Here is a 15,834-nt window from a genome sequence, read left to right on the forward strand (position 1 = left end):
GATGTATACCGGCACGGGACCTGGCAAGCGCGAGTCCATGCGCCGAATTTTCTGCCGAAAATTCGGCGCCATCCCTTTTCAGCAAAGCGCATGCAGCTCCATTTCTAATAGCAATCGATGCCGAATATCCGGGCTGCAAGCCCTGTTTGGCCCGGCTGCGCCCTGAAACCCTGCCTGCTGCATTGCACCTATAGTGAGCGCCAGAGGCAAACTGCCGCCCACTCACTTCTTCACAATGCATTACCGCTGCAACCAACTGCTGCGCTGGCTTCTAGCGCTCCAACTTTGCATAGGTCTGGCCGTCGCGGCCGAGCTGCCTGCCAACGGCGATATCCAGACCACCTCCATCGCCCAGATTCAACAGGCATCGACCACGCTGGACAAGGTACGCCAGTCGCTGGACGATGCCGACACCTCCGAAACGCTGCAGGCCCTGTCCGAAAAAGCCCTGCAGTCCAAACGCGATGCCGACAACGCCGTCACGGCGCTGGAGCCGCTGCTCAAACAGATCGATGCCCGCATTGCCCAGCTGGGGCCGGTGGCCGAAGGCAGCGAGGAATCGCCGGAGCTGAGTCTGCAACGCAAGGATCTGGCCCAACAGCACAGCGAGCTGGACTCCGCGCTCAAGCGCGGCAAGCTGCTGTCCATGGAGGCCAAGCAGACCACGGACAGCATCGAGAAAATCCGCACCCAGCAGTTCAACGCGCAGATCGCCCGCAAGGTGGCGTCCCCGCTGTCGCCTTCGCTGTGGAAACAGTTTGCCGAGCATCTGCCGACCGATCTGCAACGCATTGCGGCCCTGACACGCCAGGGCCGTACCAGCTTTGACGCCGCCATTGCCGAGCATGGCTGGTCGGCCACGCTGACCGGCATTGCCCTGGCTCTGTTCGTGATGTTTCCGCTGCGCATCGGCCTGCGCTATGCGGGCCGCAAATTTGCGGCCTCCGACCACGCCCCCAACGGACGGCTGCGCCGCACGGGTCTGGCCGTCTGGATGCTGCTGGTGGGCACGGCACTGCCCGGCCTGGCCAGCCTGGTGTTCATCGAGAGCCTGCGCTCCGTAGACGCGATTGCGCCGCGCCTGCAAACCGTGGCCGACGCCTGGATTCAATCCTCATTTGTCGCGGCCTTTTTCCTCTCCGTCAGCGCCAGCCTGCTGGTGCCCAAGCGCCCCACCTGGCGACTGCTCAATATCGACGACATCGCCGCCCCGGCGCTTACACGCTTTGCCTGGGGAGCCGCCGGCCTGACCTGGTTCTCCATGATGCTCAACGCGGTGGACATAGCCGCGCGCACCAGCGCCGTCAGCAGCGTGGCCCTGGATGGACTGATTGCACTGATCTATGCCGTGCTCATCATGTCGGTGCTGATGGTCATCAACAAGCAACGCAAGCGCCAGCAGCAGGCCGAACGCGAAAAAGCCGCCCACCATGGCGACGACTACCGCCCTGCGGCAACCAGCCGCTGGCTGATGCTGGCCTGGCTGGGCGGACATCTGACGGTGCTGGCCGCGCTGATCGCGGCGCTGATCGGCTATCTGAACTTTTCGGTCTTCGCGGCCACACAGATGGTCTGGATCACGGTGGTGGTTCTGGCCACCTCGCTGCTGATGAAGTTTGCCGACGACCTCTTTACCTGGCTGTGCTCAAGCGATAGCCGTATCGGCCAGGGCTTCGCTGCCGGCACGGGGCTCAAGCAATCGCGCCTGGAGCAGGTCGGCGTTCTGCTGTCGGCCTTCACGCGTGTCTGCCTGCTTCTGCTGGGGCTGATGGCGCTGATCGCGCCATTCGGCAACTCCAGCAGCCTGATCGTGCTGGCCGATTCGCTGACCAACGGCCTGCCCGTGGGCGACTCCTTCCTGCGCCCCATGACCATCTTGCGCGGCCTGCTGGTGCTGGTGGCGGGGCTGACGCTGTTTGGCGCCTTGCAGCACTGGCTGGTGGAGACCTTTCTGCCCAAGACCGAGCTGGACATAGGCGCACGCAACTCCATCAGCACCGTGGCCCGCTACACGGGCATTCTGCTGTCCGGCCTGTGGACGCTGGCAGCCCTGGGCATTGGCTTTGAAAAAGTGGCCCTGCTGGCCAGCGCCCTGTCCGTCGGCATCGGCTTTGGTCTGCAGGCCATCACGCAGAACTTTGTCTCGGGCCTGATTCTGCTGGCCGAGCGCCCCGTGAAGCTGGGCGACCGCGTGCGCATCGGCGATCAGGTCGGCGATATCCGCCGCATCAGCGTGCGTGCCACCGAGATCCAGACCGATGACAAATCCACCGTCATCGTGCCCAACTCGGAGTTCATCACCAAGTCCGTGCAGAACCTGACCATGGACGGTGCGCTGGGCCGCATCTCGATCGCGTTCTCGGTACCGCTGAACACCGATATCGTCAAGCTGCGCGAGGTGCTGCTGGGCCTGTATGCCGAGCATGAGGCCGTGCTGAGCACCCCCGCTCCGTCCATGTATGTGGACTCCATCAACGGCAGCGTGGTCAACATCACCAGCTTCGGCCATGTCTCCAGCTCGCGCAATGTCTACAGCACGCGCAGTGACCTGCTGTTCGGCCTGCTGCAGCGCTGCGCCGAGCAGAAGATCGCCCTGGTCTCCGCCACCGACATCCACCTGATTCAGGACCCGCAGGCCCGTGCCCCGGCACCGGCTGCGGAGGCGCCTGCCTCGGCAGCCTGATACCGCGCCTGCGGTCGCCCCTGCAGTTGCGCCTGCAACTGCAGGCAGTGCTGCCACACCCGCGGGTCAAACAGCAGCTGCATATGCGCTGCATCGTCGACCTGATGACACTGCGCATTCGGCAGGATCGCCAGATCGGGAGGAAAGACGATGTTGTCGCTGCTGCTGCACCAGCAGCTGAATGACACATCCTGGGGCGGCTGCCCCAGCCGCTGCAACCAATCGCTGCCCTCGCGCATGTCCACGGCCGGCAGGCGCTGCGCAAACCGCGCCAGCCAGGCGCCGCCATGCGGCGTGGCCACCGTGACCACATGGGCTGCATAACGCGCACGCTGATCGGAATCGAGGCGCTTGAGCCAGGCACGCACCACCAGGCCGCCCATGCTGTGCGCGACCAGAAGCGGCGCGCGATGCGTGCGCTGGACGATCTCCTTCACGCACCTGTCGAGATCGTCCACCATGGCATCGACAGGACTGCCATGCGCGGGCTCCAGCGTCATGGCCATGCAGGGAATGCCGCGTGCCTTGAGCCCGCGCAGCCAGACGGCCCACACCCCACGGTTGCAGAAATAGCCGTGCACCAGCACCACGCCCACCCGCCCTTGCTCCTGCCTGCCCTCGCGATCCTCGGGCGCTCCATCGGGTTCGGCATGTTCGCCAAAGGGAATCTGCCAGCCAAACAAGCGCCAGGCCCAGCGCCACTCCGACAGCCAGGCCCGCAGCGCGACCATGGCAGGCGGCAGCGGCACGCCCCGGCTGCGCAGCACCGCCCGCATCATCAGCATCTGCGTGCCCAGTTGCAGCCCGGCTCCGCCCGCAACCAGCATCGCGCCCAGCAAGGCCACGGCAGCTGAGCGCGGCCCCCAATAACTGCACCAGAGCAGCAGTGCCAGCCAGCTACCCATCACCACACAGCGCCAGAACCAGGTATTCACAGCGGCACCTCCTCATGCGCAGCGTAGCAAGCATGCCGATCAACGCCTAGGACAAGCCCCCGTAGACCCTAGCAGACCGCATCCGCAGAATCAGCCGCAGCGCAGGTTTTGCATGCTGGCCCCTTTGTTCAACCCGCCGCCCGCGTCCCAGGACGACGAGCGGCTTCTGCAAGGTAACTCTTCTATGGACGCTGCCGCTCCCTGGTTCAAGAACTATCCACCCAATGTGCCTCACGACGTGCAGCCCGAGCAGTACCGCTCGCTGGTGCACCTGCTCGAAGAAGCCTTCGCCCAGCATGCAGAGCGTCCGTTTTCGGTCTGCATGGACCGCTGGATGAGCTACGCCGAGCTGGACAGGTTCTCCGCACAGATGGGGGCCTGGCTGCAGAGCCTGGGCCTGGAGCCAGGGGCGCGCGTGGCCATCATGCTGCCCAACGTGCCGCAATTCGCCGTCAGCATGGCCGGCGTGCTGCGTGCGGGCTTTACCTGCGTCAACGTCAACCCGCTCTACACCGCGCGCGAGCTCGAGCATCAGCTCAAGGACTCGGGCGCCACGGCCATCATCATTCTGGAGAACTTTGCCCGCACCCTGGCCCAGGTGCTGGAGCGCAGCCATATCCGCCATATCTGCCTGACCAGCATGGGCGATCTGCTCGGCGGTCTGTATGGCAGCTGGATCACTTTTGCCGTGCGCCATCTGGCCAAGATGGTGCCGGCCTTCGATCTGCCCCTTGGCGCGGCTCATGGCAGCACCGGCCCGCAGCGCCAGGTCACCCTGTTCAACAAGGCCCTGGCCGAGGGCGCCGGGCGCAAGCTCGTTGCCAGCACGGCCACGCTGGACTCGGTGGCCTTTTTGCAATACACCGGCGGCACCACGGGGCTGTCCAAGGGCGCGGTGCTGACCCATCGCAACATCGTTGCCGCCACGCTGCAGGCTCATACCTGGTTCACCCCTGCGCTGGAAGGCCGGGTCAAGGCCAACGAAACCCATATCGTCGCGGCCTTGCCGCTCTATCACATCTTCGCGCTCACCGTGAGCCTGTTCGCCATGAGACTGGGAGGCAGCCTGAGCCTGATCCCCAATCCACGCGATATCCCGAAATTCGTCAAGGTGCTCAAGAAGCGCCCCTTCCATGTGCTGCCGGCCGTGAACACCTTGTTCAACGCGCTGCTCCACAACCCCGAGTTCCGCCAGCTCGATTTCTCCCAGCTGTTCATCTCCCAGGCCGGCGGCATGGCCGCCTCCGAAGGCACGGCACGTCAGTGGCAGCAGACCACGGGCTGCGCCATGATCGAAGGCTGGGGCATGAGCGAGACCTGCGCCATCGGCACGAACAATCCGGTGACCAACAAGGAGTTCACCGGCACCATCGGCCTGCCGCTGCCCAGCATCTCGGTCGCCATCAAGGACGATGAAGGCCGCAACCTGCCCAACGGCCAGGCCGGCGAGCTGTGCATCAAGGGCCCCAACGTCATGCAGGGCTACTACAACCAGCCGGCAGAAACCGCCAAGGCCTTCACGGCCGACGGCTATATGCGCACCGGCGATATCGGCGTTCTGGACGACGAGGGCTACACCCGCATCATCGACCGCAAAAAGGACATGATGGTGGTCAGCGGCTTCAACGTCTATCCGAACGAGCTGGAAAACGTCATCTCCATGTGCCCCGGAGTGCTCGAATGCGCCGCCGTGGGCGTCAAGGACGATCAGCAGGGCGAATCCATCAAGGTCTATGTGGTGCGCAGCGACCCCTCGCTGACCGAAGACCGTGTCATGCGCTACTGCCAGGAGCAGCTGACGGGCTACAAGCGACCACGCCATATCGAATTCCGCGACGAACTGCCCAAGACCAATGTGGGCAAGATCCTGCGGCGCGAACTGCGCTCGAACTGACTTTTTTCAGAAAATTTACGAGTTTTCCCGAAGGCCACCAAAGTTGCTGCTAGAATTGCGGTCTTCGGGTGATTAGCTCAGCGGTAGAGCACTGCCTTCACACGGCAGGGGTCACATGTTCGATCCATGTATCACCCACCAGTTATTGCGTGATTAGCTCAGCGGTAGAGCACTGCCTTCACACGGCAGGGGTCACATGTTCGATCCATGTATCACGCACCAGACAAAGCCTCTTGAGACATCGTCCCAAGAGGCTTTTTCTCTGGCCGCTCCCATTGCGCGACCCTTGCATAATGGATCTTCCGCAGCAGGCACCGCCTGACAACAAGAAGACCACTATGAGAGAGATACCCTCCCTGGCCTGGAGCGACGCGATGCTGATGGGTCACGGCGCCATGGACGAGATTCACGAGGAATTCGTGCAGCTGGCAGGCCGGCTCGAATGCGCCGGCGACGAGCAGTTGCCCGGCCTGCTGCAAGCCATGGAAAGCCATCTGCAGCACCACTTTGCCGAAGAAGACCAGTGGATGCTGAGCACCGGCTTCCCGCCTCGCGACTGCCATATCGACGAACATGCGGCCGTGCTCAAGTCCGTGGCAGAAGTCCGCATCAAGCTCGCCGCAGGCAATGTCGCGCTCTGCCGCGATCTGACCCGGGCCCTGGTGGACTGGTTCCCGGGCCATGCCACGCATCTTGATTCGGCCCTTGCGCACTGGCTGTCCAAGCAGCGCTTTGGCGGCAAGCCCGTGGTGATTCGCCGCAACATCCTGTCTTCGGCCGAGTCACACTGAGCAGCACTGAGCTGCTCGCCCGCGCGACAGCTGCGCGATGAGCGGTCTGCTAGGCTTGTGCAAAACACCAAGCACCGCACAGGAGACCAGTCCGATGAATGCATCCCCGGCAATGCATGTCCCACTGCCGCCCGGCATGACCGTGCTGGAGCGCGGCTGGCTGTCGGCCAACAACATCGTCTTTGCCGCGCAGGCCGGCGATGCCGAAGGTGCCGCCGTCATCGACACCGGCTATGTCGCGCATAGCGCGCAAACCCTGGCGCTGATCGAAAGCACGCTGGCCGGTCAGCCGCTGGCGCGCATTCTCAACACCCATCTGCACAGCGACCATTGCGGCGGCAATGCCGCGCTGCAGCAAGCTTATCCACAGGTGCAGACCTTTATCGCACCGGGCCAGGCCGAGCAGGTGCGCAACTGGGACGAAACCGCCCTCAGCTATGCCCCCACGGGCCAGGAATGCCCGCGCTTTGCCATCACGGGCCTGCTGCAGCCCGGCAGCACGGTGCGCCTTTCGGGGCGCGACTGGCAGATCCATGCAGCCCCCGGCCATGATCCACATTCGGTGATTCTGTTCGAGCCCGACAGCCGCATCCTGATCTCTGCCGATGCGCTGTGGGAGAACGGCTTTGGCGTGGTGTTCCCCGAAATCGAAGGCATTGCCGCCTTTGACGAGGTCGCCGCGACCCTGGACGTGATCGAGCGCCTGGAGCCCCGCCTTGTCGTGCCCGGACACGGTGGCCTGTTTGGCGATGTGCAGGCGGCTCTGGGCATTGCCCGCAAGCGGCTGGCCGGCTTTGTCCAGGCGCCGGAACGCCATGCCAGCTATGCCGCCAAGGTGCTGCTCAAATACAAGCTGCTGGAGTGGCAAAGCATCAGGGTGCAGGAGCTGCAGAGCTGGGTTCATGCCACGCCCTATTTCGGCACTCTGCACCAGAGCTACTTTGGCGCGCAAACGGCACAGCAATGGCTGGACAGCCTGATCGAGAGCCTGGTGGCCAGCGGCGCAGCCGAGCTGCGGCGCGATGCGGCCGGTGTGCCCATCCTGCTCAATCAGTGAGGAACGCTCAGTGCTGCACCGTGGCGGCAACCAGCCGCATGACCAGCGGACGCACCAGCACCACGCAAGCAAAGGCCGAAGGCATGGCCAGCGCATAGGCCTTGAGCACTCGCCATCCATAGCCTGCCCCCAGGCCGCCGCTGGCAGCCACGATGATGCAGCACATGAAGAACGCCATGATCAGCGCCATGTAGAAGGCAAACACCAGGGGTGTGTAGCGCTTGTGCAGCTTGCGGCGCGGTATTGCAGTCAGTCGTGAAGGCGGACTTGCCTCTTCAGTCATTCGCGCTCAGCTCCTCGTGGTGGGCGGCCTCGCCCTGCTTCCAGTAGGAAGCAATCCGCATGCGCTTGGGATTGGCACCGGGCTTGGCCAGAATGCGCTTGCGCAGATCGGCCATGGCACGATTCTCTCCTGCCGCCCAGACAAAGCCCTCGCCTTCTGGCAGCTCCAGCCCATCGACGGCAGCGGCCAGGGACTCCACCCATTGCAGATCCAGCTGCGCAGCACTGCTCCAGCGGCGCTGGTCGGCCGGGTTGCCGATCTGCACCCGCACGATGGCGCGGCTGCCGACCGGCAGTTCCGCCAGGCGGCGCTCCATCGCGGGCATGGCGCTTTCATCGCCCAGCAGCACATGCCAGTCCAGGTCGGCGGGCACGACCAGGCTGCCGCGCGGGCCGGCCAGGCCCAGCCACTGGCCGATCGGGGCTGTGCGCGCCCATTCCACGGCGGGGCCCGAGCCATGCTCGGCGAACTCCAGCTGCAGTGTGTTGCGGGCGGCGTCGTAGTTCAGCGGCGTGTAGTCGCGCATGGTGGGGCGCTCTCCGTCGATATGCGGGCGACCGTCGACCATCTGCGGCAGATTGGGCCTGTCCATCCCGGCCTGAGGCAGGATGAGCTTGGTATGGTCGTCAAAGCCCGCGCTGACAAAGCCTGCCAGTTCGGGGCCGCCCACGGTCAGGCGGATAAAGCCGGGGCTGAGCTGCTCGCGCGCCAGCAACTGCACATGGCGGGAGCGGAATTCGTGGCGTACACGCTGCATGATGGACACTGTCTCGGTGTTGGACATGATTTTCATTAAGTTGATAAAGTCCACGAAATATCCATTAATAAGTTGACTAAGTCAACAAACAACCTTTCCCACCATGAGTTCATCCATCGCCGCCGATGTGTTCGAGGTGCTGCACGATCTGCTGCACCTGTTTCGCGCACGCCTGCTCCAGTCGCTTGAAGCGGTGCAACCGGGGCTGACTTTCAACGAATTCCGCATCCTCATGCACACCGGTCGCCACCCCGGCATCACGCAAAAGGAACTGGTCGAGCACAGCCACACCGACAAGGCCCAGATGGCGCGCACCCTGGCCCAGTTGCAGGACAAGGGCTGGCTGGAGCGCTCGGCCAGCGAAGCCGACAAGCGCGTGCGCTGCCTGCAGCTCAGCGCCCGGGGACAGCAGCTGTTCGATCAGCTCAGACACCGGCGCGAGCAGATAGCCACCGAGCTGCTCAGCGCCACACCCGCAGCCCAGCAGGCCTTGCTGCATGAACTGCTGCGGCAGGCACTGGACGGCGCCCAGGCTACGCGACCCTAAGCACTCTCTAAAAAAGAAGCAGCCAGCGCATGCTGCTCAATGACTTCAATGGCCTAGCAACCTGAAGTGCAGATGGGAAAGGCGGCAGCTGCTCTCATATCCAAAGTGAAGCGAGTGCCCGCCTATCCCGAACATGTTGCTGTGCAACAACGCCAGAGATGATTCTCTGTAAATTTTCGCAAAGTTTTATTAAGAATCATTATCATCTGATGCATTCGTACCCGAGTACGCTTTAGCCAGCCAGGACTTCGCCCGGACGCCACCCTCGTCTGCGGTCGCATCACAAGTGCAGACAGCCCGTACCAGCCAGCCAACTGTCTTCACTACCAGTCCTTTCAACATGGCTCAATCCAACATCTATATCCAAAGCCGCAAGCATTCTGCGGGTCGCTTGCCCTCCTGCGCCGGTCTGGTCGCCTGCGCCACCGTGCTGGCCGGTGCCACGCTGGCACTGCCGGCCCAGGCCCAGTCCGCCGAAACCACGCTCAAGGAGGTCAAGGTGGAAGGCAAGGCCGACACCGGCTACACGCCCGGCCAGCTGTCTTCGCCCAAGTTCACCCAGCCGCTGGTCAACACCACGCAGACCGTCAACGTCATCAAGGAGCAGCTGCTGCAGGAGCAGGGCGCGACCACGCTGACAGAGGCGCTGCGCAATGTGCCCGGCGCCGGCACCTTCTACGCAGGCGAGAACGGCAACACCAGCACGGGCGACGCCGTCTATATGCGTGGCTTCGACAGCTCCAGCAGCATCTATGTGGACGGCGTGCGCGACATCGGCTCGATCTCGCGCGACATGTTCAACATCGATCAGGTCGAAGTCACCAAGGGCCCGGCCGGCACCGACTACGGCCGCAGCGCCCCCACCGGCGCTATCAACCTGGTGAGCAAGCAGGCCAATCTGAACAACAGCTTCGGCGGCTCGCTGGGCCTGGGTTCGGCAAGCTACAAGCGCGCCAGCATCGACCTGAATCGCGTCGTCAATGCCGAGACCGGCACGGCCGTGCGCCTGAACGCCATGGCGCAGGACGCCAATGTGGCGGGCCGCAACGGCATCGAGAACAACCGCTGGGGCATTGCGCCCTCGATTGCCTTCGGCCTGAACTCGCCCACCCGCGTGTTCGTGAACCTGCTGCACATCAAGCAGAGCAATGTGCCCGACGGCGGCGTCGCCACCATCGGCCTGCCCGGCTACACCTCGCCCGACGCTGCAGGCTATGCAGGCCGCCGCGCCTTTCTGGATTCGGCAGCACGCGTCAATAGCAAGAACTTCTACGGCACGGCCTCCGATCACGACGATGTGACGGCCACCATGGCCACGCTGAAGGTGGAACATGACTTCACATCCACCACCAAGCTGCGCAACACCACGCGCTGGGGCGAGACCAAGCAGGACTATCTGCTCTCGGCCATCATGGGCCAGGGCTATTCTGCGAGCGGAGTACTGGGCAGCAATGGGCTGCAGACTCCCAACCCCGCCGATCCATCCACATGGTCGATGGCGCGCCTCATCAACACCAAGGATCAGGTCAACCGCATCCTGACCAACCAGACCAATCTGAACACCAGCCTTGCCACCGGCAGCGTGCTGCATGATCTGAGCCTGGGCCTGGAGCTGACACGCGAGGAACAGACCAATTACGGCCTGGCCACCTCGGGCTCGGTACCCAGCCGGGTCAGCGTGTACAACCCCGACGCCAGCGTCACTTTGCCTGCCTATGTACGCAACGGTGCCGACAGCAAGGGCAAGACCGACACCGTGGCGCTGTATGCCTTCGACACGCTGAAGTTCAATGACCAGTGGCAGGCCAATCTGGGTCTGCGTCTGGACCGCTACAAGACCTCGTACAACGCCATGGCGGTCTGCGCGGCCACCTCGACCACCCAGCCCTGCGGCAGCAACCCCGTGGGCACCGTGGTGCCCACCACGTCGGACGGTCTGAGCAAATCCGGCACCCTGCTGAGCTGGAAGGCCGGCCTGCTCTACAAGCCAGCCCCCAATGGCAGCGTCTATCTGAACTACGCGCTCTCGCAGCAGCCACCCGGCGGCAGCAACTTTGCGCTGTCGGCCGCGCTGAACAATGCCGCCAACCCGAATATGGACCCGCAAAAGGCCAAGACGCTGGAGCTGGGCAGCAAATGGGAGCTGGCGGAAAAGAATCTGATGCTCAGCGGCGCGCTGTTCCGTACCGAGGTGACCAACGAGATCGTCACCAACTCCGACGGCACCGTGGGCCAGACCGGCAAGAAAATCGTGCAGGGCCTGGAACTGGGCGTGATCGGCCAGATCAACAAGGCCTGGGGCGTGAGCGCGGGCTACACCGTGCAGAACACCAAGGTCGACACCGGCGCACTGGTGGCAGCCGACGCCAGCAACGGCCTGACCTATACGCCCAAGAATGCCTTCAGCCTGTGGAGCACCTACCAGTTGCCCTTCGGCCTGACGGTCGGCGGCGGCGCGCGCTATGCCGGCGGCCTCAAGCGCGGCACCGACGGCGCCGTGGGCACGCCCAACCACACCGACGCCTACTGGGTGTTCGATGCCATGGCCAGCTACCGCGTGAACAAGAATCTGGACATCCAGCTCAATGTCTTCAATCTGTTCGACAAGGACTATGTGGCAGCCATCAACAAGAGCGGCTACCGCTACTTCCCCGGCATTGCACGCTCGGCCCGTCTGACGGCAAACTTCAAGTTCTGATTGGAAGTTCTCACCCTGAGGCGCTGGCGCGCCTTCCCCCTCTCTGGCGCTGAGCGCCGGAGGGGGACGACAGCCTCGCCGCGCGGCGGCGCTTGCTCGCCGTCTCTTGCCTGGATCGCGCCGTCTTCAGCGACAGCGATCCACTTTCCGACTTGCAGCCTCGCCCAAGCGGGGCTTCTCCATTTCAAAGAATTCTCACCATGATGCTGCATATCCCCCAGGTCCTGAGCCGCGAGCAGGTCGCCAGCATGCGTGCCTCCATCGATGCCGCCGACTGGGTCGACGGCCGCGCCACCGTGGGCAGCCAGGGCGCCCAGGTCAAGCGCAACCGGCAACTGCCCGAGCACTCGCCCGTGGCCCGGGAGCAGGGCCGCATCATCTTGCAGGCGCTGGCAGCCAGCCCGCTGTTCTTCAGCGCCGCCCTGCCCGCGCGCACCATGCCGCCGCTGTTCAACCGCTACAGCGACAGCGAGACCTACGGCCTGCATGTGGACGGCGCGGCACGCCGCGTCGCGGGCTCCGAGCAGTGGCTGCGCACCGATGTGTCCTGCACCTTGTTTCTCTGCGAGCCCGAGGACTACGAGGGCGGCGAGCTGGTCGTGGTCGACACCTACGGCACGCACGAGGTCAAGCTGCCTGCGGGCGACCTCATCCTCTACCCATCCACCAGCCTGCACCGTGTCGAGCCTGTGACACGCGGTGAGCGGGTCTGCTCCTTCTTCTGGGCCCAGAGCATGGTGCGCGACGACGCGCGCCGGGCCCTGCTGTTCGAGATGGACCAGGCCATCACCAGCCTGCGTGGGAAATTCGGCGAAACCGAGGAGAGCGTCAGCCTGACCGGCCACTATCACAACCTGCTGCGCATGTGGGCCGAGACCTGAGAACAGGTTCTGAAACCGGCTGAACAGCTCAGGGCCTGTGCTTTTCGGCACAGCCGACCAGGTGGTTGTGCATGCTGGTCATGCACTGGTACATATCGCGCGAGCGGCCCGTGGCGGCCTTGCAGTCGCTGACCGTGGCCTGGGAGCGCAACTTCACGAAGTTCCCCGCCGAGCTGTCGTACTGGGCCTGGGTGATATAGCCGCCCCTGAGGTTTTTCTGGCCGTTTTCCAGCATGGTCTCGATCTGGCTGCGGATATTGTCCACCGCCAGCGCGCAGTTCAGCGCCACCTCCTTGCCATCGACCTTTCTCAGGCCCTGGGCCAGACCGTCGGCCATTTCCTGCGCGCCCTTGGGCAGCTTCCTGGTGCCGTCGGGATTGCGTGCCTCGGCTCCTTCGCCAAAGCGCCCCGCGCCCGCGCCCGAGCTGCCGTTGGGCGAGACCTTGACCTGCGACGCATCCGCCTGCTGCGGCGGCAGTTGCGAGCCGTAATGCGTCTGCCCCTGCGCATCCACCCATTTGTAGACGGGCTGTGCCATCAGGGCACCGACCCAGACCAGTCCCAGCGTGGCGATGAGCACGCGGCCTCTTGCTGCTGACATTGCGACTTTCTCCCTCACTCGATATGGGTCTGCCATGCGCAGAACCCGCATTTGTAAAGAAGTGTATCCAAACATCAGAAATATGAAAACAGGAGCTACCAGCGCTTTTTCATCATTGATTTCAGACCTAAAACAGCTTGAAACCGATGATTGATAAGCGCTGACAGCTCCTGATTCAGAAGCTCATACCGCTTGTGAAGCGCTCAGCCTCAGAACTTCATGTTCGCCGTGATCCAGAAGGTGCGGCCGGCCTGGGTCACGCCCGACACCGAGGAGCCGCCCTGGAAATAGCTGTTCACCCAGGTCGGCGTGCCGTTGACGCTGACCTGCTGGTACTTGCGGAAGTCCTTGTCGAACAGATTGAAGATGCTGGCGTTCAGGCTCAGGCTCTTGTTGACCTGATAGCTGCCGCCCAGATGGAACAGCGCATAGCCCTTGATATCGCCCACGGCATCAACGATGGGCTTTTGGCTCACTGGATCTAGATTGGCATACGAGCCTGTGAAGCGCGGGCTCTTGCTGCGGTACTCGCCGCGCGCCCACAGGCGCCACTGGCTGCTCGGGGTCCAGTCCAGCTGGGCGCTGGCAATATGCTTGGCGGTGTTGGCCAGCTGACCGTTCTTGCGGCCTCCTTCGATCACCTCGCTGTTGGTCCAGGTGTAGCCGGCCTTGACGGCCCAGTCCTTGGCCAGCTGGGCGCGGCTGCTCAGCTCCAGACCCCAGGTCTTGGCCTTGTCCACATTGATGGCGTAATCGGCCGTGGGGTTGTAGGCGCAACTGGAGATGGCTGCCGTGGCGCAGGAGCCGCCCGAGGCAATCTTGTCCTTGACATCGTTATGGAAGAAGGTGGCCGAGCTGGTCCAGCCCGCCTTGTTGTCGAACAGGGCCGACAGCTCCACATTGGTACTGGTCTCGGGCTTGAGATTGGGGTTGCCGATATTGATGGTCGTGCCCTGGCCGCTGACGCCACTGACACCGTCGATCAGCTGGTTCAGGCGAGGTGCCTTGAAGCCCTGGCTCACGCCGCCCTTGAAGGTCCAGTTCGCTGTCGCATCCCAGACCAGATAGGCGCGCGGGCTGAACTGGCCGCCAAAGGCGTCATGGTGGTCATAGCGACCGCCCAGCGTGGCGGTCAGGCCCTGGCGCAGACGCCATTCGTCTTCCACGAACAGCGACCACATGGTCTGCTTGTGGCTTTGCGGCAGCAGGCCGTCCTTGAGCTTGGCATCCCAGAACTGGCCGCCCACGGTCAGCATATGGGCATCACCCACGGGCGCCACCAGCTTGCTGTCCAGCACCAGATTGGTGGTCTTGAGTTCGCGGTCTGCGCCACGGCGTGGGTCGTTGGTCGGCACTGCCGCGCCGGGAATGGTGCGACCGATGGTCTCGGTTTCGGTATGCATCAGGCTGCTTTCCAGCGTGCCGAAGCCCAGACGGCCGGTATGGCCGATGGTGACCTGATCGCGGTTGAAGCGCAGCGCATCCTTGTAACCGGGCGGATTGCGTGGCGCTTCCGCATCGCGATTGCCCAGACGGCCATCTTCGTTGTTGTACCAGGTGCGGCCCTGGTCCACATCCAGCCAGATATCGTGATAGCGGTTGGGCGTCAGCGTCAGCTTGGCACCCAGGCTGTGCTGACGGCTTTGCGCTGGCGCGGGGTTGCGTGCACCGGCGGGCTGGGCCGCGCCGGGTGCCAGCACCCAGTCGGAAGCGTCGCGGCTATAGGTGCTTCCGCGCACGGCCAGACCCAGCAGATCCTGCTTGATGGGACCGTTGACATAGAAGTTGCCGCGATACTGGTTGCCCCATTCGCTGTCCTGCGGCAGGCCCATGCCCACGCTGACCTCGCCGCCCCATTCCTTGCTGACCTTGCGCGTGATGATGTTGATCACGCCGCCCATGGCGTCCGAACCGTAGAGCGTGGACATGGGGCCGCGAATGACCTCGATGCGTTCGATGGCCGAGATCGGCGGCATGAAGCTGGTCAGTGCCGCGCCGAAGCCGTTGGGCGTGACGTCGCCGGCCACGTTCTGGCGGCGCCCGTCGATCAGGATCAGCGTGTAGTCGCTGGGCATGCCGCGGATGCTGATGTCGAGGCCGCCGGTCTTGCCGGTGCCACCCATCACATCAATGCCTTCCACGCCCTGCAGGGCTTCGGCCAGATCGCGGAAGTTCTTGGTCTCCAGCTCCTGGCGCGTCACGACGGAGATGGAGGCCGGGGCATTCTTCAGCTCCTGCTCGAAGCCGGAGGCCGAGACCACCACCTCCTCCATGGTGGACTCCCTGGCTTGCGCAAAAGCGGCAGTGCTGGCGCAGGTGGCGGCAGCGGCCAGGGCCAGTAAACGGGGTTGCCAGCCAATGCGGCAGGCGCGGCTGATAGCGGCGTTGGACATGATGACTCCTCGGCCTGCCCTGGGGGCAGGTCGTTCACAAACAGGGGTAGAAAGCGGTGGCCCGTGGGACCTTCTTGGCAGCTGGCAGGCAGCTTGAGGGAGACAAAGCCGAGGTTGTATGTGACGTTATGGGCTCTGACGGTTGCAATTATGTATTTTTTGTAAACGCAAACCAGTCTCATTCGCCATCTGTTTGTAGGTTATTCACCTACATCAAACTTTGCGTGGTATTTCGCGCGCCCCGGCAAGCCCGAGAAGATATGAGCAGTTTCGCGCGAGCCGGAACACCATGAAAAAAGCGCCCTGACCCTTTC

General features: G+C 63.7%; 12 protein-coding genes and 2 tRNA genes. 9 read left to right on the plus strand and 5 right to left on the minus strand.

What is annotated here, in order from left to right:
• Positions 1-235 precede the first annotated feature (235 nt).
• A complete protein-coding gene (locus FSY59_RS13790) occupies positions 236-2,683 on the plus strand; it encodes a DUF3772 domain-containing protein (RefSeq protein WP_148729144.1) in 2,448 nt (815 codons plus the stop codon).
• Here the strand turns inward: FSY59_RS13790 and FSY59_RS13795 are convergent.
• Positions 2,623-3,618 (minus strand): triacylglycerol lipase, encoded by a 996-nt coding sequence (locus tag FSY59_RS13795; RefSeq protein ID WP_003050966.1) that lies wholly within the window; start codon positions 3,616-3,618, stop codon positions 2,623-2,625. The two genes, FSY59_RS13790 and FSY59_RS13795, sit on opposite strands and share 61 nt — an antisense overlap.
• A gap of 184 nt (positions 3,619-3,802) precedes the next feature.
• Between FSY59_RS13795 and FSY59_RS13800 the strand changes: the two genes are divergently transcribed.
• The 5 genes from FSY59_RS13800 (at position 3,803) to FSY59_RS13820 (ending at position 7,360) form a co-directional block, all read left to right on the plus strand.
• Positions 3,803-5,512: an AMP-binding protein gene (locus FSY59_RS13800; RefSeq protein ID WP_019044037.1), complete on the plus strand. Its 1,710-nt coding sequence runs from the start codon at positions 3,803-3,805 to the stop codon at positions 5,510-5,512.
• Positions 5,513-5,578: 66 nt separating this feature from the next.
• Positions 5,579-5,653, plus strand: a tRNA-Val gene (locus FSY59_RS13805).
• 6 nt (positions 5,654-5,659) lie between these two features.
• Positions 5,660-5,734: transfer RNA gene (locus FSY59_RS13810), tRNA-Val, on the plus strand.
• A gap of 116 nt (positions 5,735-5,850) precedes the next feature.
• On the plus strand, positions 5,851-6,303 hold the full coding sequence (locus FSY59_RS13815; RefSeq protein WP_370458234.1) for a bacteriohemerythrin: 453 nt from the start codon (positions 5,851-5,853) through the stop codon (positions 6,301-6,303).
• Between the two features lie 94 nt (positions 6,304-6,397).
• Positions 6,398-7,360 carry an MBL fold metallo-hydrolase gene (locus FSY59_RS13820; protein ID WP_148729146.1) on the plus strand — a complete coding sequence of 321 codons (963 nt, stop codon included), beginning with the start codon at positions 6,398-6,400 and terminating at the stop codon, positions 7,358-7,360.
• A 7-nt stretch (positions 7,361-7,367) separates the two neighbouring features.
• Here the strand turns inward: FSY59_RS13820 and FSY59_RS13825 are convergent, their stop codons facing one another.
• Positions 7,368-7,643, minus strand: a complete 276-nt coding sequence (locus FSY59_RS13825) for a DUF2798 domain-containing protein (RefSeq protein ID WP_003050957.1) — start codon at positions 7,641-7,643, stop codon at positions 7,368-7,370.
• Complete coding sequence (locus FSY59_RS13830) at positions 7,636-8,436, minus strand: siderophore-interacting protein (protein WP_003050955.1); 801 nt, start codon at positions 8,434-8,436, stop codon at positions 7,636-7,638. The genes FSY59_RS13825 and FSY59_RS13830 overlap by 8 nt, the downstream gene beginning before the upstream one ends.
• A gap of 67 nt (positions 8,437-8,503) precedes the next feature.
• Here FSY59_RS13830 and FSY59_RS13835 point away from each other — a divergent pair, with 67 nt between their 5' ends.
• From FSY59_RS13835 to FSY59_RS13845, 3 genes are all read left to right on the plus strand, one after another.
• A complete protein-coding gene (locus FSY59_RS13835) occupies positions 8,504-8,947 on the plus strand; it encodes a MarR family winged helix-turn-helix transcriptional regulator (RefSeq protein WP_003050953.1) in 444 nt (147 codons plus the stop codon).
• A gap of 340 nt (positions 8,948-9,287) precedes the next feature.
• Positions 9,288-11,645, plus strand: coding sequence for a catecholate siderophore receptor Fiu (locus FSY59_RS13840; RefSeq protein ID WP_148729147.1), 2,358 nt, complete (start codon positions 9,288-9,290; stop codon positions 11,643-11,645).
• A 200-nt stretch (positions 11,646-11,845) separates the two neighbouring features.
• Positions 11,846-12,526, plus strand: coding sequence for a Fe2+-dependent dioxygenase (locus FSY59_RS13845; RefSeq protein WP_050873970.1), 681 nt, complete (start codon positions 11,846-11,848; stop codon positions 12,524-12,526).
• A 28-nt stretch (positions 12,527-12,554) separates the two neighbouring features.
• Here the strand turns inward: FSY59_RS13845 and FSY59_RS13850 are convergent, their stop codons facing one another.
• Positions 12,555-13,127, minus strand: a complete 573-nt coding sequence (locus FSY59_RS13850; protein WP_043375324.1) for a DUF4124 domain-containing protein — start codon at positions 13,125-13,127, stop codon at positions 12,555-12,557.
• Positions 13,128-13,336: 209 nt separating this feature from the next.
• The gene (locus FSY59_RS13855; RefSeq protein WP_148729148.1) at positions 13,337-15,520 is read right to left on the minus strand and encodes a TonB-dependent receptor domain-containing protein; all 2,184 of its coding nucleotides are present in this window, start codon (positions 15,518-15,520) and stop codon (positions 13,337-13,339) included.
• Between the last annotated feature and the right edge of the window lie 314 nt (positions 15,521-15,834).

The organism is Comamonas sp. Z3 (assembly GCF_008121565.1).
Taxonomy (GTDB): domain Bacteria; phylum Pseudomonadota; class Gammaproteobacteria; order Burkholderiales; family Burkholderiaceae_C; genus Comamonas; species Comamonas brasiliensis.

What these genes read in the sequence shown, in the direction of transcription:
- FSY59_RS13855 (WP_148729148.1), bottom strand. Translation starts at nt 15,520, where the DNA reads ATGTCCAACGCCGCTATCAGCCGCGCCTGCCGCATTGGCTGGCAACCC.
- FSY59_RS13800 (WP_019044037.1), top strand. Translation starts at nt 3,803, where the DNA reads ATGGACGCTGCCGCTCCCTGGTTCAAGAACTATCCACCCAATGTGCCT.
- FSY59_RS13830 (WP_003050955.1), bottom strand. Translation starts at nt 8,436, where the DNA reads ATGAAAATCATGTCCAACACCGAGACAGTGTCCATCATGCAGCGTGTA.
- FSY59_RS13820 (WP_148729146.1), top strand. Translation starts at nt 6,398, where the DNA reads ATGAATGCATCCCCGGCAATGCATGTCCCACTGCCGCCCGGCATGACC.
- FSY59_RS13790 (WP_148729144.1), top strand. Translation starts at nt 236, where the DNA reads ATGCATTACCGCTGCAACCAACTGCTGCGCTGGCTTCTAGCGCTCCAA.
- FSY59_RS13845 (WP_050873970.1), top strand. Translation starts at nt 11,846, where the DNA reads ATGATGCTGCATATCCCCCAGGTCCTGAGCCGCGAGCAGGTCGCCAGC.
- FSY59_RS13850 (WP_043375324.1), bottom strand. Translation starts at nt 13,127, where the DNA reads ATGTCAGCAGCAAGAGGCCGCGTGCTCATCGCCACGCTGGGACTGGTC.
- FSY59_RS13840 (WP_148729147.1), top strand. Translation starts at nt 9,288, where the DNA reads ATGGCTCAATCCAACATCTATATCCAAAGCCGCAAGCATTCTGCGGGT.
- FSY59_RS13835 (WP_003050953.1), top strand. Translation starts at nt 8,504, where the DNA reads ATGAGTTCATCCATCGCCGCCGATGTGTTCGAGGTGCTGCACGATCTG.
- FSY59_RS13825 (WP_003050957.1), bottom strand. Translation starts at nt 7,643, where the DNA reads ATGACTGAAGAGGCAAGTCCGCCTTCACGACTGACTGCAATACCGCGC.
- FSY59_RS13815 (WP_370458234.1), top strand. Translation starts at nt 5,851, where the DNA reads ATGAGAGAGATACCCTCCCTGGCCTGGAGCGACGCGATGCTGATGGGT.